Source organism: Micromonospora sp. BRA006-A, assembly GCF_033433935.1.
Classification (GTDB): Bacteria; Actinomycetota; Actinomycetes; order Mycobacteriales; family Micromonosporaceae; genus Micromonospora; species Micromonospora aurantiaca.
In genome coordinates, this window is record NZ_JANCLW010000001.1 from 3,998,919 (window position 1) to 4,022,999 (window position 24,081).

16 protein-coding genes are annotated in these 24,081 nt (G+C 74.6%); 7 read left to right on the top strand and 9 right to left on the bottom strand.

Features of this window, described 5'->3' with window-relative positions; genetic code table 11:
* Nucleotides 1–8 precede the first annotated feature (8 nt).
* The 5 genes from chvE to rph form a co-directional block, all read right to left on the bottom strand.
* Entirely contained in the window at nt 9–1,148 is a 1,140-nt protein-coding gene (gene chvE / locus NMK34_RS18240; protein WP_318334440.1) for a multiple monosaccharide ABC transporter substrate-binding protein, read from the bottom strand.
* Between the two features lie 200 nt (nt 1,149–1,348).
* Complete coding sequence (locus NMK34_RS18245) at nt 1,349–2,701, bottom strand: endo-1,4-beta-xylanase (protein WP_318334441.1); 1,353 nt, start codon at nt 2,699–2,701, stop codon at nt 1,349–1,351.
* Nucleotides 2,702–2,872: 171 nt separating this feature from the next.
* Nucleotides 2,873–3,967, bottom strand: coding sequence for a 12-oxophytodienoate reductase (locus tag NMK34_RS18250; RefSeq protein ID WP_318334442.1), 1,095 nt, complete (start codon nt 3,965–3,967; stop codon nt 2,873–2,875).
* A gap of 42 nt (nt 3,968–4,009) precedes the next feature.
* The gene (locus tag NMK34_RS18255; protein WP_030499140.1) at nt 4,010–4,378 is read right to left on the bottom strand and encodes a MerR family transcriptional regulator; all 369 of its coding nucleotides are present in this window, start codon (nt 4,376–4,378) and stop codon (nt 4,010–4,012) included.
* Nucleotides 4,379–4,426: 48 nt separating this feature from the next.
* On the bottom strand, nt 4,427–7,024 hold the full coding sequence (gene rph / locus NMK34_RS18260) for a rifamycin-inactivating phosphotransferase (protein WP_318334443.1): 2,598 nt from the start codon (nt 7,022–7,024) through the stop codon (nt 4,427–4,429).
* Nucleotides 7,025–7,317: 293 nt separating this feature from the next.
* On the opposite strand from rph, the gene NMK34_RS18265 reads away from it, so the two are divergent.
* Nucleotides 7,318–11,466: a SpoIIE family protein phosphatase gene (locus NMK34_RS18265; RefSeq protein ID WP_318334444.1), complete on the top strand. Its 4,149-nt coding sequence runs from the start codon at nt 7,318–7,320 to the stop codon at nt 11,464–11,466.
* The gene (locus tag NMK34_RS18270) at nt 11,463–11,762 is read left to right on the top strand and encodes an STAS domain-containing protein (RefSeq protein ID WP_318334445.1); all 300 of its coding nucleotides are present in this window, start codon (nt 11,463–11,465) and stop codon (nt 11,760–11,762) included. The genes NMK34_RS18265 and NMK34_RS18270 overlap by 4 nt, the downstream gene beginning before the upstream one ends.
* A gap of 90 nt (nt 11,763–11,852) precedes the next feature.
* On the opposite strand, the gene NMK34_RS18275 is transcribed toward NMK34_RS18270, so the two are convergent.
* Complete coding sequence (locus NMK34_RS18275) at nt 11,853–12,734, bottom strand: universal stress protein (RefSeq protein ID WP_318334446.1); 882 nt, start codon at nt 12,732–12,734, stop codon at nt 11,853–11,855.
* 33 nt (nt 12,735–12,767) lie between these two features.
* Nucleotides 12,768–15,428: a cation-transporting P-type ATPase gene (locus NMK34_RS18280; protein WP_318334447.1), complete on the bottom strand. Its 2,661-nt coding sequence runs from the start codon at nt 15,426–15,428 to the stop codon at nt 12,768–12,770.
* A 182-nt stretch (nt 15,429–15,610) separates the two neighbouring features.
* On the opposite strand from NMK34_RS18280, the gene NMK34_RS18285 reads away from it, so the two are divergent.
* From NMK34_RS18285 to NMK34_RS18300, 4 genes are all read left to right on the top strand, one after another.
* Nucleotides 15,611–16,351, top strand: coding sequence for a hypothetical protein (locus tag NMK34_RS18285; RefSeq protein ID WP_318334448.1), 741 nt, complete (start codon nt 15,611–15,613; stop codon nt 16,349–16,351).
* A 41-nt stretch (nt 16,352–16,392) separates the two neighbouring features.
* Nucleotides 16,393–16,581, top strand: a complete 189-nt coding sequence (locus NMK34_RS18290; protein WP_013286843.1) for a hypothetical protein — start codon at nt 16,393–16,395, stop codon at nt 16,579–16,581.
* A 33-nt stretch (nt 16,582–16,614) separates the two neighbouring features.
* Nucleotides 16,615–17,088, top strand: coding sequence for a hypothetical protein (locus tag NMK34_RS18295; protein WP_318334449.1), 474 nt, complete (start codon nt 16,615–16,617; stop codon nt 17,086–17,088).
* Between the two features lie 79 nt (nt 17,089–17,167).
* Nucleotides 17,168–18,388, top strand: a complete 1,221-nt coding sequence (locus NMK34_RS18300; RefSeq protein WP_318334450.1) for an MFS transporter — start codon at nt 17,168–17,170, stop codon at nt 18,386–18,388.
* Here NMK34_RS18300 and NMK34_RS18305 read toward each other — a convergent pair.
* A complete protein-coding gene (locus NMK34_RS18305; RefSeq protein ID WP_318334451.1) occupies nt 18,316–21,090 on the bottom strand; it encodes a LuxR family transcriptional regulator in 2,775 nt (924 codons plus the stop codon). The genes NMK34_RS18300 and NMK34_RS18305 overlap by 73 nt on opposite strands.
* Before the next feature lie 194 nt (nt 21,091–21,284).
* Between NMK34_RS18305 and NMK34_RS18310 the strand changes: the two genes are divergently transcribed.
* Nucleotides 21,285–21,806, top strand: a complete 522-nt coding sequence (locus NMK34_RS18310; protein ID WP_318334452.1) for an RICIN domain-containing protein — start codon at nt 21,285–21,287, stop codon at nt 21,804–21,806.
* 53 nt (nt 21,807–21,859) lie between these two features.
* Here NMK34_RS18310 and NMK34_RS18315 read toward each other — a convergent pair whose 3' ends face one another.
* Nucleotides 21,860–24,064, bottom strand: coding sequence for a carbohydrate-binding module family 20 domain-containing protein (locus NMK34_RS18315; protein WP_318334453.1), 2,205 nt, complete (start codon nt 24,062–24,064; stop codon nt 21,860–21,862).
* Between the last annotated feature and the right edge of the window lie 17 nt (nt 24,065–24,081).

Below are 24,081 nucleotides of genomic sequence, written 5' to 3' on the forward strand. Positions count from 1 at the left end.
CGCGCTGGTCATCCGGCGCGTCCGGCGGCGACCTCCTGCTCGGTCAGGTAGCCGGAGTCGATCAGGACGGACTTGATGTCCTCCTTGTAGACGGTCTGCACCGGCAGCAGGAACGCGGGCACGACCTTGACGCCGTTGTTGTACGCCTTGGTCTCGTTGGCCTTCGGCTCCTCCTTGCGCAGGAACGCCTCGGCGGCGACGACCGCCTGCTCGGCCAGCAGCCGGGTGTCCTTGAACACGGTCGAGCTCTGCACGCCGTCGTTGATCAGCTTCACCGAGGCGACCTCGGCGTCCTGGCCGGTCACCACCGGCATCTTCTTGGCGCCGCCGCGGTAGCCGGCGTTCTGCAGCGCGGTGATGATGCCGCGGGACAGGCCGTCGAACGGCGACAGCACGCCGTCGACCTTGCTGCCGTCGTTGTAGCTGGAGGTGAGCAGGTCCTCCATCCGCTTCTGCGCGGTCTCCTGCTGCCAGCGCAGGATGGCGGCCTGCTCGATCTTGGTCTGCCCCGACTTGACCTTCAGCGTCCCGGCGTCGAAGTACGGCTTGAGGGTGTCCATCGCGCCGTTGAAGAAGAACCCGGCGTTGTTGTCGTCCAGCGAGCCGGCGAACAGCTCCACGTTGAACGGGCCCGTGGCGGTGCCCTTGGCGCCGTCCTTGGTGAGCAGGCCGAGGCCGACCAGGAGCGCGTTGGCCTGCGCCACGCCGACCTTGTAGTTGTCGAAGCTGACGTAGAAGCTCACGTTCGGGCTGTTGCGGATGAGCCGGTCGTAGGAGATGACCGGGATCTTCGCGGCCGCGGCGGCCTGGAGCTGGCCGCTGAGCGCGGTGCCGTCGATCGGGGCGATGACCAGCACGTCCGCGCCCTGCGTGATCATCTGGTCGATCTGCTGCGACTGGGTCGGGATGTCGTCCCCGGCGTACTGCAGGTCGACCTTGTAGCCCTTGGCCTGGAGCTTCTCCTTCACCGAGTTGCCGTCGGCGATCCACCGTTCCGAGGTCTGCGTCGGCATCGAGACGCCGATCGTCAGGTCGCCGGGCTTGGCCGAGCTGGTGTCTCCGCCGCCTCCCGCGCCCTCGCCGCTGCAGGCGGCCAGGCTGATCGCGAGCGCGGCACCGCTGAGTGCGGCCAGAAGTCGTCTGCGCACGAGCGTCCTCCCTGTCGTGGCGGTCCCTGTGACACAGGTAACCCTCACGGGGAGTGTTAACGCTCACAAGTTGCCCCGTCAACCAATCGCGCGAAATGCGCATGTCTCTTTCTCGTAACAGAGACGGCGCTCCAGGTCGGACGCGACGGCGTGGCGGAGCACCGCGGGGGCGGCGCGCGCCGCCCCCGCGGTGGCCCGGATCAGGTCGCGGAGCAGGTGGGCGTCATGCCCGATCCGCTCCCGTTGCCCTGGAAACCGAACTCGGTGCTCTGACCGGCGCCGAGCTGGCCGTTGTAGCTCACGTTCGCGAACCGCACCGTGCCGTTGTTCCCGCTGGCGGTCGCGCTCCAGGTGTTGGTGATGCTCGCGCCGCCCGGCAACGTCATGGTGACAGTCCATCCCCGGGTGCCCGACGAACCCGCCGTCACCTTCACCGTCGCCACGAACCCACCGGTCCAGGAGTTCAGCGACACCGAGGCCGAACATCCACCCTGGCCCGGCGGCGGGGTGGTCGGGTTGTTCGGCGGCGGCGTCGTGGTCGGCGGCGGGTTGTTGCCGCCGGCGTTCAGCGCGTCGAGCACCGCGTTGTACGCCGCCTTCTTGTTGCCCGCGCAGTCGAACAGCAGCGCGTTGTCCGAGCCGCGCCACGAGTCGCAGTCCCGCACGCCCCACACGGTGATGCCGGTGCAACGCGACACCGCCAGGCAGGCCCGGGTGACGGCGGCGTAGACGTTCGCCTGGTTGCCGCCGGTCATCACGTCCAGCTCGGTGATCTGCACCTCGACGCCCAGGTCGGCGAAGCGCTGGAGGTTGGCCTGGTAGTCGCCGGGGATCGTGGTGCCCAGGTGCGACTGGAAGCCGACGCAGTCGATCGGCACGCCGCGCGACTTGAAGTCGCGGACCATGTTGTAGATGCCGGTCGACTTCGCGTTGATGCCGTCGGTGTTGTAGTCGTTGTAGCAGAGCTTCGCGCCCGGGTCCGCCGCGCGGGCCGCCCGGAACGCCGCCTCGATCCAGTCGTTGCCGGTGCGCTGGAGGTTCGAGTCGCGGCGCCCGCCGCTGCCGCCGTCGGCGAACGCCTCGTTCACCACGTCCCAGGCGTAGATCTGCCCCCGGAAGTGGGTGGCGACCTGGGTGACGTGGTTGATCGCGGCGTTGCGCAGCGCGCTGCCGGACAGGCCCTGCGCCCACGACGGCTGCTGCGCGTGCCAGAGCAGCGTGTGCCCGCGTACCGACATGCCGTTCGCACGGGCGTGGCTGACCAGCCGGTCGCCGCCGGTGTAGCTGAACCGCCCCTGCTGCGGCTCGGTGGCGTCCCACTTCATCTCGTTCTCGGCCACCACGGAGTTGAACTCGCGGTTCAGCACCGTGGCGTACGTGTTGTCGGACAGCTTGCCGGTGGCGACCGCCGCGCCGAAGTAGCGGCCCTTCTCGGCCGCCGCCGCGCGCAGCGTGGTGCCGGCGCTCGCGGCCGGCGCCAGGGCCACCGCCATGCCGGCGGCGAGCGCACCGGCCAGGAGGCCGGTGGTCAGCAAGGCTCTCTTTCGTCTCATGCGGATTCCTCTTCCGGGGGGTTACGCGATGGTGGTGGTGCGAGTCCCCGACCCCGCGTCCGGCGACGGTGTCGGGGTACGCCCAGCGCGGCTCGCCCGGTGAGCCTTGCGGCGCTCATGCCCTGCCATCGACTGTGAGCGATAACATCCCCCGGCGTCAACCCCTGCCGCCTAGGGATAGACGTCCTCGTGCGCCTTGCGGTAGTCGACGATCTCGTCCAGCCGGCCGGCCGCCGCGTGCGTCACCCAGGCCGGGTTGCCCAGCAGCGCGCGGCCCAGCGCGACCAGGTCGAACTCCCCGTCCGCCAGCCGCGCGGCCAGTCCCGCCACCGACTCCGGGCCGTCCGGGCGCAGGAAGTCCCGCCGCAGCCCGACCGAGCCGACGGTGATCGACGGCAGGCCGGTGAGACGCTTGGCCCAGCCGGCCAGGTTCAGCGTCGAGCCGGGGAACGCCGGCTGCCAGAAGCGGCGCTGCGAGGCGTGCAGCACGTCCGCGCCGGCCTCGGCGAACGCGCCGAGGATCCGCGCCAGCTCGGCCGGGGTCTCGGCGATCCGCGCGTCGAACGCCCGCTCCTTGAACTGGGAGAACCGCACGATCACCGGGAGATGCGCCGGAACCTGCGCGCGGACCGCGCGGACCACGGCCGCCGGGAACGCCGCCCGCCGCTGCGGCGAGCCGCCGAACGCGTCGGTGCGGCGGTTCGTGTACGGCCACAGGAACTCGTCCAGCAGGTAGCCGTGCGCGGCGTGGATCTCGATCGCGTCGAACCCGGCCCGGACCGCGACCCCTGCCGCGTCCCCGTACGCCGCGAGTAGGGTGTCCACGTCGGCGGCGGTCATCGCGTACGGCGCGGGACGGCCCGGCTCGCGTACCCCCGAGGGGGTCCACGCCGGACGGCCGTCCACCGGCTCGCGGAGGCTGCCCAGGTGCCACAGCTGCGCGGCGATCCGGCCGCCGGCGGCGTGCACGGCCTCGACCACGCCCCGCCAGCCCGCCTCGGCCGCGCCGGCGGTCATCCGCGGCACGGTGTCCTCGTGGCCGGCGCTGGGATGGTCGACCAGCACGCCCTCGCTGACGATCAGGCCGACGCCCGACGCGGCGCGGCGCCGGTAGTACTCGGCCATCTCGGGCGTCGGCACGCCGCCCGGCGCGCGGCTACGGGTCATCGGCGCCATCACGAAGCGGGACGGCAACGACAGGCCGGCGACGGTGACCGGCTCCAGCAGCGGCGTCACCGGCGATGCGGTGTCCAGGATCGCGTTCATGACCCGACGCTAGGAGTTGACACCGGTGTCAAGGGCAAGCGCTCAGGCGGCCGGATCCCGGGTGTCCTCGGTCACCGTCATGTCGGACACCACGTCGTCGAGCACCGCGACGGCGTGCGCGAGCCGTGCCATCTCGGCGGTCATCCGGGCCCGCTCCTCGCGCAGCCGGTCGGTGAGCCACGAGGTGCGGATCTCCGGATCGGTCACGCAGGGCAGCAGCTCGGCCATCCGGCGGCTGCTCAGTCCGGCGTCGAACAACCGCTGGATGAGCCGGACCCGGTCCACCGCCGACTCGGCGAAGACCCGCTGCCCGCTCGGCGTCCGCAGGGCGGCGAGCAGGCCCTGCTGCTCGTAGTACCGGATGGACCGGGCGCTCACCCCGGTACGCGCCGACAGCTCCCCGATCCGCATCGCGCCTCCCCGCTCGCCGGACCTCCATCATCGAGCATGCCGCGCCGGTCAGGACAGCAGCTCGACGTACCCGTCGGTGCCGTGCACGCGGATCCGCCCGCGGTCGGGGATCAGCCGGGTCGCGTCCGGCACCGCCACCACCGCGGGCAGGCCGTACTCGCGGGCGATCACCGCGCCGTGCGTCATCAGGCCGCCCACCTCGGTCACCAGGCCCGCGGCTGCGACGAACAGCGGCGTCCAGCTCGGGTCGGTGTGCGCGGTGACGAGGATGTCGCCCGGCTCCAGGTCGGCGCCGGCCAGGTCCGCCACGACCCGCGCCCGTCCCTCGACGACGCCGGCTGAGACCGCCAGCCCGGCCAGGGCGCCCGGCGGTACGTCGTCCCGCCGGTACGAGCCGTTGAGGGCCTCGCCGTCGGAGGTGAGCACCCGGGGCGGGATGAGCGCCTGGTGCGACCGGAACTCCTCCCGGCGCCTGCGGATCAGCCCGGCGTCCACCCGCCCGGTGGCCGCGACCTCCCGGAACTCGTCGAACGTCAGGTAGAAGACGTCCTCGGCGGCGGCGAGCACACCGGCGCGGGCGAGCCGGCCGGCCTCCGCCATGAGCGCCTGCTTGTAGACGGCGTAGCGGCTCACGATGTCGTACTTCGGGTACTCCCGGTAGCCGGCGAACGTTCGTACCCGATCGATCATCGCCTGCGTCTCGGCGGCCTTGCGCTCGCCGTCGGGCAGGGCGCGCAGGCGGTCCAGCACCTCCCGGGCCTTCGCCTCGGCCCACTCCCGGCCCTGCGCGAAGCGGCGCGCGGCGGCACCCGGCGCGAAGGTGCGGACGTTGTCCAGGATCAGCGGCACCAGCGTGGCCGGGCGCTCGCTCCACCGTGGCCGGGTGATGTCGATCTCGCCGACGCAGCGCATGCCGTACCGGTCCAGGTAGCCCTCGACGGCCGCGCGCACCGGCGCGCCGCCGGGCAGCTTCGGCAGCTCGTCCAGGAACCCGTCGTCGGCGGCGTCCCGCAGGAACGCCACCGCCTCGGGGTACGCGCGGACCACGTCGGCCACGTCGAGCAGCGCCAGGCCCATCTCGGCGGTGACGTTGCCGGGCGCGGACAGCGTGAGCGTGTCGGCGGCGTCGCGTTCGCCGAGCCACTCCCCCAGCTTGTCGTTGAGCCACCAGGTGGCGTGCATCCCCGCCATGATCACCTGGGCGCTCAGCGGATCGGTGAGCACCCGCTTGTGCTCGGCGAACGCCTCGACCAGGAAGTCGAACAGCTCGGGTCCGGAGCGGCCGCGGACGCCGCGGCGCAGGGCGGCGAGAGACTCCCGGCTGCGTTCGACGAGCGTGGTGACGATCGCCGGGTCCGTGTCGATCGGGGGTGGCGGCCCACCCGCGGGCGGACCGGCCGGGGCCGGGTCCGGCGCGGCCGGTACGACGTCGCGGGCGAGGACCGTCTCCAGCGCGTCCCGGGTGAGCGGGTCGGCCCGGCCGATCATGCCCAGGAACGCGGCGCGGCCCGACACCGTGGACAGGTGCGGCGTCGCGTCGACGAACAGCCGGCCGCCCGCCTCGTGCATCGGCGCCATGGCGGTCAGCCGCCACATCGACAGGCCCAGCGGCCTCATCGCGTCGGTCATCATCTGCTGGTGGCCGACCGACAGATAGACGTGGAACCGCCCGTCGGCCGCGGCCGCCGGCACCGGGAACAGCGTGGTGATCGGCCGGCTCTGGAGGATGTGGACGTCGTCCCCGGTCACTGCCCACTCGACGTCCTGCGGGCAGCCGAAGTACGCCTCGATCCGCCGGCCCAGCGCGGCGAGGCGTACCGCCTGCGCGTCGGTCAGCGCGGGCTGGGCCTGCCGCGCCGGGTCGACCGGTGTCTCCCGGGTGCCGCCGCCGGGCACCGCGTGCACCGCCCGCGCCTTCGCGCCGATCGTCCGGCCGGCCACCGCGCCGTCGCGCACCGTGAAGACGTCCGGGTTCACCAGGCCGGAGACCAGGGCCTCACCGAGACCGAAGCCGGCCTCCACCGACACCACCGTCCGGTCGCCGGTGACCGGGTCGGCGGTGAACATGACCCCCGCCGCGTCCGGGACGACCATCCGCTGCACCACCACCGCCATCTCCACGGCCCGGTCGTCGATGCCGTGGCGCCGCCGGTAGGTCACCGCACGGTCGGTGAACAGGGAGGCCCAGCAGCGGCTGACGTGCCGCAGCACCTCGGCCGTGCCGACCACGTTCAGGTAGGTGTCCTGCTGGCCCGCGAACGAGGCGTCCGGCAGATCCTCCGCCGTCGCGCTCGACCGCACGGCGTACGCGACGTCCGCGCCGAGCCCGGTCAGCGCGGCGGTGACCGCTGCCGCGACCTCGCCCGGCAGCGCGACCCGCTCGACCGCGCGACGGACCTCGGCGGCGGCCGCGCGGATCGCCGCCGGGTCGTCCGCGTCCACGCGGGCGAGCCGGTCCAGCGGACCGGCCAGCGCCGGCGTCCGCGCCACGGCCAGCCGGAAGGCGTCGGTGGTGACGCAGAGACCCGGAGGTACGCGCACCCCGTCGATCCGCGTCAGCGCCCCCAGGTGCGCGCCCTTGCCGCCGACCGCGGCGATCCGCGTCTCGTCCACCTCGTGCAGTTGCCACACGTACCGTCCGGTCATGCCGTGCCCCCGTTTTCGCAGCTCGACCCGCATCGGCCGCTGATTCTGCGGCATAACCGGGGCCTTGCGGCAAGACCCGGGGTGCGATATACGTTGATAGTGGCGAGGAGAGGTGTCTCCTTGCCTTTCGTTTGTCCGCACCACCGCCCCCTGCCCTGACCCGCTGCCGTCACGTGAGTCAGATCTCCCCGCCCCGGGTGGAGTGCCGAGGGCGCGACGGGGCAAGAAGCGACCACGAGGCCGTGACGCGGCCCGGACGAGCGGGACCGGACGGGGTGGGGGAGACTCGGGCGATGAGCGGCGCTGACACCGACCCGCGTACGCGTGCCGACGTCTTCGCCGTGGACGCGGAGATCGGGCCGGACCTGGCGCGCATCGACTGGCCGGCGCACCCCCTGGGCCCGCCGGACACCTGGCCGCAGAGCCTGCGGACCGCGGTGCGGATCCTGCTGTCCTCCCGGTTCCCGATGTGGATGGCCTGGGGCCCGCAGCTCAGCTTCTTCTGCAACGCCGCCTACCGGCGGGACACGCTCGGCCGCAAGTACCCGTGGGCGCTGGGGCTACCGGCGAACGAGGTGTGGGCGGAGATCTGGGACGACATCGGCCCGCGCGTCGACACCGTGCTGCGCACCGGCGAGGCGACCTGGGACGAGGGCCTGCTGCTGTTCCTCGAGCGCGCCGGCTACCGGGAGGAGACCTACCACACGTTCTCCTACAGCCCGTTGCGCGACGACGACGGCGGCCTGGTCGGGATGCTCTGCGTGGTCAGCGAGGACACCGAGCGGGTCATCGGCGAGCGGCGGATGGCCACGCTGCGCGACCTCGGCTCGGACCCGAGCGTCATCCGCACCGAACAGGAGACGCTCGCGTTCGTCAGCCGCCAGCTGGCCCGCAACCCGCAGGACCTGCCGTTCACGCTCGCCTACCTGTACGACGACGACGGCGGGGCCCGGCTGGTGGAGGCGACCGGCCTGCCGGACGGGCACCCGGCGGCCCCGGCCACGCTGTCGCTCGGCGACCCGGCCGCGCCGTGGCCGGCCGGAGCCCTCACCGAGGGCGAGTCGGTGCGGGTCGCGCTCGACGGCCCGGCCTTCGCGGACCTGCCGGCGGGTGTCTGGCCCGCCGCGCCGGCCGAGGCGCTGCTGGTGCCGCTGCGGCAGCAGGGCGGTGCGCCGTACGGGTTCCTGGTCGCCGGGCTGAACCGCTACCGGGCGCTGGACGACGGGTACCGCGGCTTCGTGGAGCTGACCGCCGGGCATCTGGCCACCGGCATCGCCAGTGCCCGCAGCTACCAGGCGCAGCAGCGGCGGGCCGAGGAGCTCGCCGAGCTGGACCGCGCGAAGACCGCGTTCTTCTCCAACATCAGCCACGAGTTCCGCACCCCGCTCACCCTGATCATGGGTCCGCTGGACGAGCTGCGCGGCCGGTTGCCGGACGCCGACGAGCAGGTCCGGGCCGAGCTGGACGTCATCCGCCGCAACGGCCTGCGCCTGGGCAAGCTGGTGAACAGCCTGCTCGACTTCTCCCGCATCGAGGCCGGGCGGATGCAGGCCCGCTACGAGCCGGTGGACCTGGCCGCGGTGACCGCCGACCTCGCGAGCGTCTTCCGGTCGGCCATCGAACGGGCCGGCCTGTCCTTCGAGGTCGACTGCCCGCCCCTGCCCGAGCCGGTGCACCTGGACCTCGGAATGTGGGAGAAGGTGGTGCTGAACCTGCTCAGCAACGCGCTGAAGTTCACCTTCGACGGCGCCATCCGGGTGGAGCTGCGCGGCGAGGGCGACACGGCGGTGCTGCGGATCTCCGACACCGGCATCGGCGTACCCCCCGACGAGATGCCGCGCCTGTTCGAGCGGTTCCACCGCATCGAGAACGCCCGCTCCCGCTCCGACGAGGGCAGCGGCATCGGCCTGGCCCTGGTCCGGGAGCTGGTCACGCTGCACGGCGGCGACATCGACGCGATCAGCACCGTGGGCCGGGGCACCACCTTCACGATCCGGCTGCCGTTCGGCACCGGCCACCTGCCGGCCGACGCGCTCGCCCCGGCGGGCACCGGCCGGACGCCGGCGTCGGCCGAGCCGTTCGTGCAGGAGGCGCTGCGCTGGCTGCCGGCCGAACCGGGCACCGCCGCCGGCGGGGACGACCCGGCCGGCGGACCGGTCCAGCCGCTGCCCGGTGGGGCGCCGGCCCGCGTCCTGGTGGCCGACGACAACGCCGACATGCGGGAGTACCTCACCCGGCTGCTGCGTTCGGCCGGGCACGAGGTGCACGCGGTCGCCGACGGGCAGGCCGCGCTGGACGCGGCCCGCGCGCACACCCCCGACCTGGTGGTCAGCGACGTGATGATGCCCCGGCTCGACGGCCTGCAACTGGTCGCCGCGCTGCGCGCCGACCAGCGGACGGCCGGCACCCCGGTGCTGCTGCTGTCCGCCCGCGCCGGGCAGGAGGCCTCGATCGAGGGGCTGGAAGCAGGCGCCGACGACTACCTGGTCAAGCCGTTCCCGGCCGCCGAGCTGCTGGCCCGGGTCCGGGCGAACGTGGAGCTGGCGCGGCTGCGCAACCACCACGCCCGCTGGCGTACGGCGCTCGTCGACTCGTTGCAGGAGGCGTTCTTCGTCTGCGACCAGGACGGCGCGGTGGTCGAGATCAACGCGGCGTTCACCGGCATCCTCGGCTACGGGACCGAGGACCTGCCCTACCCCGCGGTGCACCCGTGGTGGCCGGACCGGGAGGCCGAGCCCGAGGCGCACCGCCAGGTGGCGGAGGCGTTCTCGAGACTCGTGGGGCAGACCCGGGGGACGTACACCGTGCCGGTGACCCACCGCGACGGGCACCGGATCTGGATCTCGGCCGCGTTCAACCGGGTCGACGACCCGGACACCGGCCGCCGGGTGATCGTCGGCACGTTCCGCGACGTCACCGCCGAGCACTACGCGGTGCAGCGGGAGACCGCCCTGGCCGGGCTCAGCATGCGGCTGTCGCAGGCCGACGACCTCACCGACGCGCTGCACGGAGTGCTGGACGAGCTGCGCAAGCTGTGGCGGGCCGCCGGCGTGCTCACCGCCGTCTTCGGCGGCCTGCCCGCCCCCGAGGTGACCGCCACCGACCCGGCGGCACGGTGGGACACGCTGCCGCCGGAGCGCCGGCAGGCGCTGCTCGCGCTGCGGGACACCCCGCTGCTGACCCCGGTGGCGACGCGTACGCACGGCGCAGGCATCGCCGTCGAGCACCCGCACGGCACCATGACGCTCTGGATCGACCTGGGTGAGAAACGGCCCTTCACCGAGCAGGATCAGACGCTGCTGGCGCTGCTGGCCGGCCACATCGCTCAAGGGCTGCACCGGGTGCACCAGATCGACCAGCAGCGGGAGACCGCGCTGGCCCTGCAACGGGCGATCCTCGGCCCGGCGCAGCTCCCCGCCGGTTTCGCGGTGCGGTACTCCCCCGCCGCGATGCCGCTCAAGGTCGGCGGCGACTGGTACGACACCGTCGAACTGCCGGACGGGCGGATCGGCATCGTGGTCGGCGACTGCGTGGGACACGGGCTGCGGGCCGCGACGGTGATGGGTCAGCTGCGCAGCGCCTGCCGCGCGCTGCTGTTGCAGGATCCGAGCCCGGCCCGGACGCTCGTGGCGCTGGACCGGTTCGCCGCGCTGCTGCCGGGGGCGTCCTGCGCCACCGTCTTCTGTGGCGTGCTCGACCCGGTCACCGGCCTGATGCGCTACTCCAGCGCCGGTCACCCGCCGGCCATCGTGGTCCGCGCCGACGGCACTCCCGAACTGCTGCAGCACGGCCGGTCCCGGCCGCTGGCCGTACGCCCCGGGCAGGAACGTCCGGAGGCGGAGGCGACGGTGCCGCCGCGCGCCACCCTGATGCTCTACACCGACGGTCTGGTGGAACGCCGCCGTCAGCCGATCACCGCCGGCATCGCCCGCGCCACCGACGCCATCCAGCAGGGCCACCACGCGCCGGTCGAGGTGCTGGCGACCGACATCATGGACCGGCTCACCCCGGACGGGGGCTACCACGACGACGTGGCCCTGCTGCTCTACCGCCACCCCGGGCCGCTGGAACTGGAGTTCCCCGCCGAGTCGACGCGCCTGGCCGAGGTCCGCAGTGTGCTGCGGGGATGGCTGGACCGCTGCGGGCTGGCCCCGGCCCACGCGTACAACATCCTGGTGGCGGCCGGGGAGGCGTGCGCCAACGCGATCGAGCACGGGCACCGCGACGATCCGGGCGGCCGGATCCGGCTGCGCGCCGCCGCCACCGCCGGCGCGCTGCGCCTGAGCGTCACCGACAGCGGCAACTGGCGCGACCGGGACCAGCCTCCCGACCCGCACCGCGGCCGGGGACTCGTGCTCATGCGCGCGCTGATGGACAGCATCAGCGTCACCCCGGGGGCCACCGGCACCACCGTCGACATGCAGGCGAGGATCACGCCATGAGCACGTCCCTGACTCTGACCACGAGCGACAGCCCGGACGGCGTCCGCGTGCTGGCAGCCGTCGGTGAGATCGACATGAGCAACGCGTCCACCTTCGCCGACGGGCTGGCCGACGCCGTACGCCCCGACGGCGAGCCCCTGGTAGTGGACCTCACGAAGGTGGAGTACCTGGACAGCGCCGGGCTGGCCGCGCTGTTCCCGCACGCCGACCGGATCACGCTGATCGCCGGCCCGCTGCTGGAGCCGCTGCTGACCATCTCCGGGCTGGCCGACCTCACCACGGTCCGCAGCGCCTGACGCCGCAGCGCCAGACGGCTTAGCGGCGTCAGGCGCTGTCGCGGGTCGGGCGCCGTCGGCCCTGTCGCCTGGCCAGGCGCTGCCGCGGGGTCAGGCGCCGTTGCGCACGATCACCAGCGGCGAGTGGGCGTGGTGCAGCACCGCGTGGCTGACCGAGCCGAGCAGCAGCCCGCCCAGCGCGCCCCGGCCGTGCGCGCCGACCACCACGAGCTGGGCGTCCTTCGACTCCTCCACCAGCACCCGGGCCGGGGCGCCGCGCAGCGACCGCTGCCGTACCGGCACGTCGGGGTAACGCTCGGCCCAGCCGGCGATCGACTCGGCGAGGACACGCCGGGACTCCTCGGCGAGCGCCTCCGGGTCGTACACCAGCGGCAGGATGTCGCCGGGGCCGATCGGGGTGGGGTACAGCCAGGCGTGCACCACGATCAGCGACGCGTCCCGGCGAGCGGCCTCCTCGTACGCGTACCCGACCGCCGCGGTGGACAGCTCGGAGCCGTCCACGCCGACCACGACCGGGCCGTCGGCGCGCGCCTCCCCACGCGTCACCAGCACCGGGCAGTGCGCGCGGGCCGACACCTGGAGCGTGACCGAGCCGATCAGCAGGCCGGCGAACCCGCCGAGGCCGCGGTGGCCGAGCACGATCAGCGCCGCCTCACGGGACTCGGCGACCAGCACCGCCGCCGGCGCGCCGTCGACCACCACGCCGGTGACAGGTACGTCCGGCGCGACCTTGCCGGCCTCGGCGACCGCCTCGGCGACGACCCGTTCGGCCTGGTTGCGCAGGCCGGCGCCGGCGGGCGCGCCCGGCGCCGGGGTGAGCGGCGCGCGGGTCAGCGGCCAGATGAAGGCGTGCACCACATGCAGCGGCCGGTTCCGGTCGGCGGCCTCGCGGGCGGCCACCCGGACCGCGTCCAGCGAGGCGGCGGAGCCGTCCACGCCCACCACGACGGGGGCCTGCGAGTGGATCGTCATGTCGTCCTCCTTCACTCGTCCCCAGCCTGCCGGTCAGGCGGCCGGCCCGGCAGGGCCGACGGCCCCGGCGTGAGGGCCGTTGGTCCCGCGGAAGCGGCGGGTCAGCCGCAGCACCAGCCCGGGCAGTACGCCGATCGCGGCGCAGGCGAGCAGGTCGAGCGCGCTGAGCGGGGACGTGCCGAGCAGCTCGCGCAGCGGCGGCAGCAGCACGCCCGCCACCTGCAGCACAGCGGAGACGGTTACCGCCACCGGCAGCGCGAGGTTTCGCTCGCGCGAGCCCGGGGTACGGATCGCGCGGACCGCCAGCGCCACGCCGAGCTGGGCCAGGCCGAGCACCACGAACACGACCGACTGCCACGGCCGGTCGGCCGCCGCGGCCCACACCCCGGCGCCCAGCGTCGCCGCGGCGATCAGCCCGCCGGTGACCAGCACGTCCCGGCCCAGGCCGGCACCGAGCACCGACTCCTGCGGGGAGCGGGGCGGCCGGCGCAGCGTGCCCGGCTCGGCCGGCTCCGCTCCGAGCGCCACTCCGGGGACGCCGTGGGTGAGCAGGTTGATCCAGAGGATCTGCGCCGGCAGCAGCGGCACCGGCAGGCCGAACAGCGGGCCGAGCAGCATCACCGCGATCTCGGCCACGCCACCGGCGAGCGCGTAGCGCAGGAAGCGGCGGATGTTGTCGTAGATCCGGCGGCCCTCGCCGATGGCGGTCGCCACGGTGGTCAGGTCGTCGTCGACGAGCACCAGGTCGGAGGCCTGCCGGGCCACCTCGGTGCCGCCGCCCATCGCCACGCCGATGTCCGCCCGGCGCAGCGCCGGGGCGTCGTTGACGCCGTCGCCGGTCATCGCCACCACGTGCCCCCGGTTCTGGAGGCCGGCGATGATGTCGAGCTTCTGTTCCGGCTGGGTCCGCGCGTACACCCGGGTCTCGGGGTGGGCGCCGCCCGGGTCGCCGTCGTCGCCGTTGGCGAGCGGGTCGCCGTCGCGCCAGAGCCCGAGCCGTCCGCCGATCGCGGCGGCGGTCGCCGGGTGGTCGCCGGTGATGAGGACCAGCCGGATCCCGGCCTCCTCGAAGCCGGCGGCGATGCCGGGTGCCGCGGCGCGCAGCGGATCGCCGACCGCGACCAGGCCCAGCGGGCGCAGGCCGGTCGGCCGGGCCGGGTCGGGCAGGGTGTCGACCACCGCGGACGCCACCGCCAGCACGCGCAGCCCTTCGGTGGCGAGCCGGTGCGCGGCGTCGGTCAGCTCGGCCAGTTCCGCGGCGTCGGCGTCCACCAGCGGCGCGGCCAGCAGGTTCTCCGGCGCACCCTTGCAGACCACCAGGTAGCGCCCGTCACAGCGGCGGTGCACTGTGGTCATCCGGCGCAGATCCTGGTCGAACGGGGCCTCCGCGACGCGGGGCCAGGCGTCCCGGGTGGTGTCCGGGTCCAGGCCGCAGCGGGCGCCGAACGTGACGAGCGCGGCCTCCAGTGGGTCACCGATCGCCGTCCACTCGGGCCGCTCGTCGGTCGGCGGCGTCACAGTGGCGTCGTTGCAGAGCAGCCCGGCGCGGGCGAGGGCACGCAGTTCGTCGGGGGCGCTCACCGGCTCGCCCCGGTGGTGCACCTCGCCGTCGGGCGCGTAGCCGGTGCCGGTGACCGCGTAGCGGTCGCGGCCGGGGACGACCGCGTACTGCACCGCCATCCGGCCCTCGGTGAGCGTGCCGGTCTTGTCGGAGGCGATCACGGTGACCGAGCCGAGGGTCTCCACCGCGTGCAGCCGGCGGGGGATGGCGCGGCTACCGGCCATCCGGCGCGCGCCCAGGGCGAGCGCCAGCGTGACGACGGCGGGCAGCGACTCCGGTACGGCCGCCACCACGAGGCTGACGGCGGTGACGGCCATCTGCGTGACCGGCCGCCCGTCGAGCACGCCGATGGCGAAGACCAGCCCGGAGAGCACCACGGCGGTCAGGCCGAGCACGCGGCCGAGCGAGGACAGGCGTCGTTGCAGCGGGGTGGGCGCCGGCCGGGTCGCCGCGACAAGGGCGCTGATCCGGCCCAGCGCGCTCGCCGCGCCGGTGCGCGCCACGGTTCCGGTGGCGCGGCCGGTGGTGACCACGGTGCCGGCGCTGGCCTCCTCCCCCGCGACCCGGGCCACCGGCACCGACTCGCCGGTCAGCGCCGACTCGTCCAGGCTGAGGCGTACCGCGTCGGTGAGGTCCAGGTCTGCGGGTACCACGTCGCCGGCCTCCAGCCGGACCAGGTCGCCGCGGACCAGGTCGGCGGCGGGCAGCACGAGGTCACGGCCGTCGCGGACCACACGCGCGGTCGGTGCGGCGAGCCGGTCCAGCGCGGCGACGGCCCGGTCGGCGCGTACCTCCTGCACCACGCCGATCGCCGTGTTGATCAGGACGACCAGCACGATCACCGCGGTGTCCGGGTAGTCACGCAGCAGCGTGGTCACCACGGCGGCGGCCAGCAGCAGCGCCACCAGCGGATCGGTGAGCTGGCGGAACACCCGGCCGGCCAGCCCGCGCTTGCGCGGGGCGGCAACGGTGTTCGGCCCGTCGGCGTGCAGCCGGGCGGCCGCCTCGGCCGAGCCGAGCCCGGTCGCGGGGGCCGGAGAGATCTCGGTGGGCGTCGTCGCTGTCGCCGGCCCGCCGTTGATCACCACATCGTCCTCCATGTCGTCGCCGCCCGCGCCGGGCAATCCCAGCATGCCGCGGGGGCGGGCACGGATCGCAGGGCCGAGGGCCTGTCGGATCCGGGACCAACGGCCCCCTCGTCACGGGACAGCGCGGCGCCCGGCGCGCCGGTAACGTCCGCTCGGTGAACCGGACACGCGCCGCCACCGGACCGACACCTCCGTCTCGTCACCGGTGGCTCCGGTCGACGCTCGCAGTGCTCCTCCTCGCATCGGCCGGGTGCGGGAGGGGGTTCGGGGAGGAGAGTGGCGACGCGCTGGCGCGCGACACCGCGGCGGCGGAGGCGAAGCAGCTCAACACGGAGCTGGGGCACCGCAACCGGGCGCGGGACGCCGGGTCGATCGCAGCGGCCGAGATCGTCCAGGAGCCGACGGACGCCGCGTCCGGCGGCGGGGCGACAGTCCGGCGGGAGGCGCTGGCCTGGTCCGGGCGCACGGCCGGGAACGAGCGGGCCACCGTCGACGTGCGGTTCGTGGTGACGGTGCCGGAGCAGCCGCCGGTGTCGATCGGCGGCGCGAGCAACAGCGCCGGTGAGGCCGCGCGCTGCTACCGCTACGAGTTCGAGCTCTACCGCTACACGACGTACCACGAGATCGACTGTCCGAGCGGCCCCGCTCCCTCGCCGCCCACCGCCGCGCCGGTGCCGAGGGTGCCCGAGGACGGGCGGCAGCGGCTCACCGCCGTGCTGCGCACCGCCACCCCGGAGACGCTGGCGGGCGCGGTGCGGGCGGCCTTCCCGCAGGACTGGATCACCGTCGACACGACGGTGCACGAGGGCGCGCTGGTCGCCGCCGTCGGCGTACCGGCCGAACGGGACTGCCTGCTGCTCGTCCGTACGCCGGCCGGGAAGATCGAATCCCCCGGGTACGACCGGATCTGGCTGGAGCCGGGCGAGACCGGCTGCCGGACCGCGCTCTACGTGGCACCGCCGCGCTGACGTACCGGTTTGCCGCGTGGCCGCCGGGGCACCTGACGGTCATGACGGATCCGGAGCAGTTCCAGCGGCAGCAGGAGGGCGCGCTCGAGCGCGGGCAGGTGTTCCAGGACGCCGAGGGGCGGCGTACCCGGGATCCGGGCGCCGGGGCGGAGAACGCGGAGAGCGAAGCCGACCGCAACGCCGAGCGTCTGGCGCGCGGCGAGGTGGGCCCGGGCGTCCCGGAGGACTGACGCGCCGAGGCGGTGTCAATGTAGCGTTGACAGGTGACCCTGGACCACCTGTCCGAGATCGCCGCGGCCCGGGTCCGGCTGGACGACCGCGAGCTGGACCTGATCGACCGGGCCCGGCACGACGGTGCCACCTGGGCCGAGATCGCGCGGGCGCTGGGCCTGGGCAGCCGGCAGGCCGCCGAGCAGCGTCGGCAACGCCTCGTCGCGGCCCGGCGGGCCCGCCTGTCCCGGCTCGATCCGGCCGGCGCCCCCGACCTGCCCGTGCTGCGGGCGGCGGTCACCGACCTGCACCGCTGGATCGAGGCGGACCGCGCGTGGGACGGCCGCTTCCCCCGCGCGGCGTTGACGCGCCGCACCTGCGCGCTCGCCCTGGACGCCGGTGCCGGGCCGCTGCACACGCTGGCCGCGCACCTCGCCGACGACCTGGCCGGGGCCGGGCGGCGGCTGCCCGCTCCGGCACGCGACGCCGCCCGGCGCATCGCCGCCGCACTGTCAACGTCCCATTGACGCGCGCCCGAGGCATTGCCCGGGCACGACTCAACTCCGGAGGATGTGAGTCCACCAGACTCAATCTCTCGGGGGACCCATGCGCCGCAACGCCGTCCTGTTCGTGACCGTCTCCCTGCTGTCCGGCCTCGGCGGCAGCGCCATGGCCCTGGTCTGCGGCATCTGGATCCTGGACCTGACCGGTTCGACCGGGCTCGCCGCGCTGGCCGGGCTCTGCGTCTACGCCCCGACGCTGGCCGGCCCGTGGCTCGGCGGCCTGCTCGACCGGGTGCCCCGGCGTCCGCTGGTGATCGGCGTCAACCTCGCGCTCGCCGCCGCGCTGCTGAGCCTGCTGGCGGTACGGGGGCCCGGCGAGGCGTGGCTGATCTACGCCGTCTCGCTCGCCTACGGGATCGGCTACGTGCTCGTCGACGCCGGCGAGACCGCGCTGCTGCCCGCCGCTCTTCCCCCGGCCCGGCTGGCCGACGTCAACGGCTGGCGGTCGAGCGCGCAGGAGGGTGTGAAGCTGGTGGCGCCGCTGGCCGGGGCGGGCCTGTACGCGTGGCGGGGCGGGCACGTCGTCGCGGTGCTCGCCGCCGTCGTACCGGTGCTCGTGGCCGCCCTGTACGGCGCGTTGCGCCTGACGCGGACCGTCCCCGCTCCCCCGGCCACACGCCCGGCGAGGGTGCGGGACGGGCTCGCCGCGCTGCCGGCCCGGCGGGCGGTACGCGTACCCGTGGCGCTCGCGGCGGTGTCCATCGCGATGTCCGGCTTCACCACCGCGGCGCTGTACGACGTGGTGGTGACGGACCTGGCGCTGCCGTCGACGTTCCTCGGTGTGCTGGCGAGCGCGCAGGGCGGCGGGTCACTGCTCGCCGGGCTCGTCGTCGGCCGGCTCGTCCGTCGCCACGGCGAGATCACCGTCGGTGCCGCGGGCGCGGTCCTGTTCGCCGCCGGCTGTCTGGGGCGCTGCCTGCCCTGGTGGCCGGGCACTGTGGCCGCCTCGGTCGTCGTCGGTGTGGGTCTGCCGTGGACGCTCGTCGCGGCGGTCACCGCCGTGCAGACGTACACGCCGCAGGCGATGCTCGGGCGGGTCGCCGGGACCGCGAACACCGCGATGTTCGGCCCGATCACGCTGGCCATCCCGCTCGGGTCGGCGGCGGTCGCGGCCGGCGGCCGGCCGCCGCTGGTGCTCGCCGCGGTGGCGTGCCTGGCCGCGGCAGTGGCGGCGGCCGTCCGGCCGCGTCGTCAACCGGCGGCCGGCGGGCCGGACAGGTGGCGGATCAGCTCCGGCCGGGAACGCAGCCGCAGCTTCCGGTAGACGTTGCCGAGGTGGTACTCGACGGTCTTCGGTGACAGGAAGACCCGGGCCGCGATCTCCCGGTTCGTCAGGCCCTCCGCCACGTGCAGGGCGATCAGGCGTTCCTGGCCGGTCAGCCGGTCGACGGTCCGGTCGCCGGGTTCGGGCGGCCGCCGGCCGGTGGCGTCGATCTCGGTGCGGCACCGCCGCGCCCAGCCCTGCGCGCCAAGCGCCTCGAACAACCGCAGCGCGGCGTGCAACTGGACCCGCGCGTCCCGGCGGCGCCGTGCCCGGCGCAGCCGCTGCCCGTAGCTGAGCAGCGTCCGGGCCCGTTCCAGCGGGACGACGGCGGGATCGCACCGGGCCAGCGCCGCCGCGAAGACCTCGTCCAGGTCCGGTTCGCCGGCGAGCAGGCCCTCGACGCGCGCGGCGGCGGCCCGGGCGGCGGCACCACCCGTACCGGCCAGGTCGCGCAGCCGCCGCGCCGACCGCTGCGGGTCGGACAGGTGCGCGTACGACTCGGCCAGCTCGGCCGCGACGGGCAGCCACCCCGGTTCCGCGATGCCGCCGTCGCGCTGGGCCCGGCGGACCCGTTCAAGCTCGGTCACGGCGTCGTGCCAGCGCGCTCCCACCACCGCCGCGACCCCGGCGGCGTAACGGAGCCGGACCTCGATCTCCCGGAACTCGCCCGGCAGGAGCCGGCGGGCGTCCTCGACGTGCGCGAGCGCCTCCGGCTCGTCGCCGAGCAGCGCCTCCACCAGGGCCAGCGCGCCCAGCGCCTCCGCCCGCAGCACCGGAAGCGCCACCTGCTCGGCGATCCGGACCGCCTCGGCGGCGGCCTGGTACGCCGCGTGCAGCCGCCCGGTGCGCCACTCCAGCCCGGCGAGCCGGGGCAGGGCGTACGCCAGCAGGAACACGTCGTCGGTGGCGCGGGCCCGGTCGATCTCCGGTTCCAGCAGCGCCCGCGCGGTGTCGTGGTCCCCGATCCAGCAGAACACCTCGGCCAGCTCCGCCGCCGATCCGTCGGCGTGGCCGGCGCAGGCGGCAACCAGGGTACGGGCCGACGTGACCCCATCGGGCAGCCCGGCCAGCACCTGCGCCGCGGCCAGCCGGATCGGCCCCTTCGGCCAGGTCGCGCCGGCGTCCGCGGCGGACAGCTCGGCCACCCGCGCGCACAGCGGCACCATGCCGGTGACGTCCAGCCGTGCCCAGAACTGGTTGACGCGGGCGCTCATCAGCCGGGCCGCGCCGAGCGGATCCGCTTGCGCGTACGCCTGCGCGTCGGCCAGGTACGCCTCGGCGGCCGCCGTGTCACCGTGCTGCTGCGCCAGGTGGGCGAGCAACGGCTTGACCCGGCAGCGCAGGTCGGCGCGCCGGGTCAGCCCGATCGCCTCCTCCCCCAGCGTGATCGCGTGCCGGCTCGCGCCGGCGTTGGCCCAGGCGCGGGACGCGGCGGCGAGCCGGGACGCGCGTACGTCCGGGTCGGGGGTGAGACGGGCGGAGCGCTCGTACGCGCGGGCCTCGGCCACCACGCCGCCCCGCCGTTGCGCCCGCTCGGCGGAGCCGGCCAGCAACGCGGCGACGCCTTCGTCGGGCACCGTGGTGGCGGCCGCGAGATGCCAGGCCCGGCGGTCGGCGGTGTCGTCGCCGGTGAGCGCGGCAGCCACCGCCAGGTGGGCGGCCCGCCGCCGGCCGGGGCCGGCGACCGAGTGCACAGCGGCGCGGGTCAGCGGGTGGCGGAACGTCACCTCGCGGTCGGTCACCCGGATCAGCCCGGCGTCGACCGCCGGGTCCAGCACGCCCAGGCGCAGCCCGTCCGCCGCCAGGATCCGCTCCAGCAGCGCCGGGGTGGTGGCCTCGGTGACCGCGCAGGCGACGAGAGCACGCCAGGTGTCGTCGGGCAGCCCGCGGGCGTGCGCCAGGACGGTCATCTCGATGCGGTCGACGAGCACGAGAGGCTCCCGCAGCGGCAGCCACCCGTTGCGGTGCTCCTCGGACAGCGTCGCCGGCAGTTCGGTCAGCGCGAGCGGGTTGCCGGCGGTGGCCGCCGCCAGGTCGGCGGCGACCCGGCGGTCCAGCCCGGCGCGCATGGCGAGCCGGATCGCGTCGTCCCGCGCCAGACCGGTCAGCGGCAGCTCCGGCAGGCCGGGCGCGGGGAACGCGGGGGCGTCGCGGGCCGCGAAGACGACGGCGACCCGGTCCGCGAGCAGCCGCCGGGCGGTGAACAGCAACGCCTCCGCCGAGGCCGGGTCGATCCAGTGCGCGTCGTCGACCAGGCAGAGCACCGGCGTGTCCTCGGCCGCCGTCGTGAGCAGGCTCAGCGTCGCCACGTACGCGGCGAGCCGGTTGACCGGACCGGAACCGCCGCCGATGGCGAAGACGGTACGCAGCGCGTCGGCCTGCTGAGCGGGCAGATCGCCGAGGCGGTGCAGCAGCGGGCGCGCCAGTTGGTGCAGCGCGGAGAACGGCAGCTCCGCCTCGAACGGGGCGCCGGTGGCGCGCAGCACCCGCATTCCGGTGGACCGGGCGGCACAGTGCTCCAGCAGCGCCGTCTTGCCCACCCCCGCCGCGCCGCGCAGCACCACGGCGCCGCCGTGACCGTCGACCGCGTCGGCCAGCAGCGCACCGAGCCGCGAGCACTCGTCGGCGCGCCCGAGCAGGGCGTGCTCACCGGTGTCCGTGGCCGTGCCGACGGCACCGGCCGGCGCCGGACCGCTGCCCATGACCGCACGCTAGCCGCCGGCACGGTCCGGGCGGACGGGCGCGACGCGAACCCGACAGGGGGCCCGCGCGGCCTCGTCGACTAGGAGGAACCCGGATCCGGGGGCCGTCACGGATCCCTAGCGTCGTCTCCAGTCGTCCGGCCGGTGACCACCGGCGGAACCGGGACGGCGACACGACTCCGAGGGGAGACACCATGATCGGGAAGAGAGCGGCCGGGGTGCTGGCGGCGGGACTGCTCGCCACCGGGTTCGGGGTGGCGTCCGGCCCGCCGGCGCAGGCCGCGACCGGCCACTACGCCATCGTCAACTACGGCAGCGGCAAGTGCCTGGAGGTGGACCGGGCCGGCGCCCCGTCGTCGCTCGGCGGCCGGGTCGTGCAGCGCACCTGCGACGGCCAGGCCGTGCAGCGCTGGTCGCCGGTGGGCCGGGACACCTACACGTTCGTCAACCAGTTCAGCGGCATGTGCCTGGACGTCCGCAACGGGGTGAACGCCGACGGCACCCCGTTGCAGCAGTGGGCCTGCACCGGCACGTCGAGCATGAAGTGGACGGTCGACCCGAACTCGTTCGCCGGGGTGCACCAGATCAAGTCGCAGATCGGTGGCCGGTGCATGGACGTGCGGAGTGGATCGGACGCCGACGGCGCGGCCGTCCAGATCTACCGCTGCACCGGGTTCGGCAACCCGGCCCAGGTCTGGTCGTTCTCGGCCGTCTGACCGGCGCGGATGCGGCCCGTCCCCAGGGGTGAGGGGGACGGGCCGCACGATCGTCAGCGCCAGGTGTCGCTGACGGCCCGGGTGCCACCGGCCGGCGTGGTGAGCGTCCGGTTAGCGCCGGACTCCCAGATCACCGTGCCGTCCGGGTTCTTCTTGACGTACTTGTACTCGACAGCGGTGTTCGCGGGCAGGTCGACGGTGGCCCGCCAGACCGGGTAGGCGGCCGGCGAGAGCGCGACGGCGGCGGCCGGGTTCCAGCCGCCGAGCGCCGGGATGTTGCCGACCACGAACACGTTCTGCCCGTAGACGGTGGTCGCGGTGGCGGAGAACGTGGTGGCCACGGTCGTGCTGACGGTGTCGCCGCGGAACGTCTCGGTCACCGCGTACGTGCCGCCGGCCGGGGTGGTGAACGTCCGGTTCGCGCCGGACTCCCAGGTGACGGCGCCGGCGGCGGTCAGCTTGACGAACTTGTACTCCACCGCGGTGGACCGGGGCAGGCTGACGGTGGCGCGGTAGGCGCCGCCGCCCTGCGCGGCGAGCTTGACGCCGTTCGCGGGCGTCCACGAGCCCAGCTCGGGGATGCTGCCGACGACGTATACGTCCTGCCCGGCGGCCAGGTTCGCGGCGACGGTGAACGTGGTGGCGATCCGGTCACCCGGGCTGACGGTGGGCGACGCGGTCGGGGAGGCCGACGGGGACGCGGTCGGGGAGGCCGACGGGGACGGGCTCGCGCCCGGCCGGGCGTTCACGTGGATCGCGACCGCGTCGTTGGCCGGGAGGGTCACTGTGGCCCGGCCGCCGGACACGGTCACCGTGGAGCCGGTGCAGCCGCTGCCGGTGGCGACGCCGGAGATGACGTCGCAGTACCGGCCGTCGGCGAGCCCGGTGACGAAGGTGGCGGTGGTGGCCGAGCCGGAGTCGTTGATGCCGATCCACGCCCGGTCGCCCCGGTGGAAGCCGATCACGTTGCTGTTCACCGTGGTGAAGTCCGAGACGGTCTTCACCGGGCGGGCCGCGTTGGCCCAGCCGACCATGCCCTTGACGCCGGTGGTGCGGCTCAGGCAGTTCCAGGCGGCGCCGCAGACGGTGTCGGTGACCCGGCCGGTGCCGTCGTGCGGTGGGGACTGGTTGCGGTTGGACCAGGTGAAGCTGTCGTAGACCGACGGCTTGCCGTGCGGGTAGGCCAGCGCGAAGTAGTTCGCCAGCACGTAGTCGGTGCCGTTCTTGTACGACAGCACCACGCCGTCGCGCTCCAGGTCGTGGTTGGTGACCATGGAGAAGACGTTGGCGCCGGGCGCGTCGAGGTTCCAGTTCGGCACGTTCGCCAGCGCCGAGATCGAACCCTGGAACGCCGAGCGGATGCCCTTGGCGTACGCGAAGTCGAGCACGTCGCCGTTGCCGATGTACGCGCGGGCCTGCAACGCCGGGTTGCTCGCCCCGTCGAAGATCTCCTGCGCGACGTACGGGCGGCGGCCCTCGACGACGGTGTTGTTCAGCTTGCCGAGGATCGCCGCGAAGTCGTCCTTGCGGATGTGCTTGACCGCGTCGACCCGGAAGCCGTCGACGCCGAGCCCGATCAGGTCGTTCAGGTAGCCGGCGATCTTGTTGCGGACCGCTTCCTTCTCGGTGTAGAGGTCGGACAGCGACAGCAGCTCGCAGCTGGTCACCTGGGCCTCGTTGTTCCAGTCGCTGATCGTACCGCCGGTCGGGCAGTTGTCGCCGGGGCGGTGGAAGTCACCGTCGCCGTACGGCACGGCCGGGTAGTTGTAGCCGGAGAACTCGGTGCCGGCGTAGCCGCGCGTACCGGCCGGGTTGTTGGTGCCGGCCATGTGGTTGACCACCGCGTCGACGTAGACGCGCACACCGGCGTTGTGGCACGCGGTGACCATCGCCGCGAACTGCTGGCGGTTGCCGAACCGGCTGTCCAGCTTGTACGACACCGGCTGGTACACCTCGTACCAGGGGTACGCGCCGTCGGCGCTGGCGGGCAGCTTCACCGACTCCTGCGGCGGCGCCACCTGCACCGCGCCGTATCCGGCCGGTCCGAGGTGGTCGGTGCAGGCGGCGGCGACCGAGGTCCAGTTCCATTCCCAGAGGTTGGCGGTCACCTCGCTGTCGTTGAGGACGACGGCGGCGCGGGCGGGGGTGGGGACGGTGGTGGCGGCGGCGACGGCGACCGTGCCGCCGGCCGCGACGAGCGCGGCGGCGAGCAGCAGGCGACCGGCGCGGCCACGGGGGTGTGGCCTGGCGGAGTGCATGGCTGGGGGACCTCTTC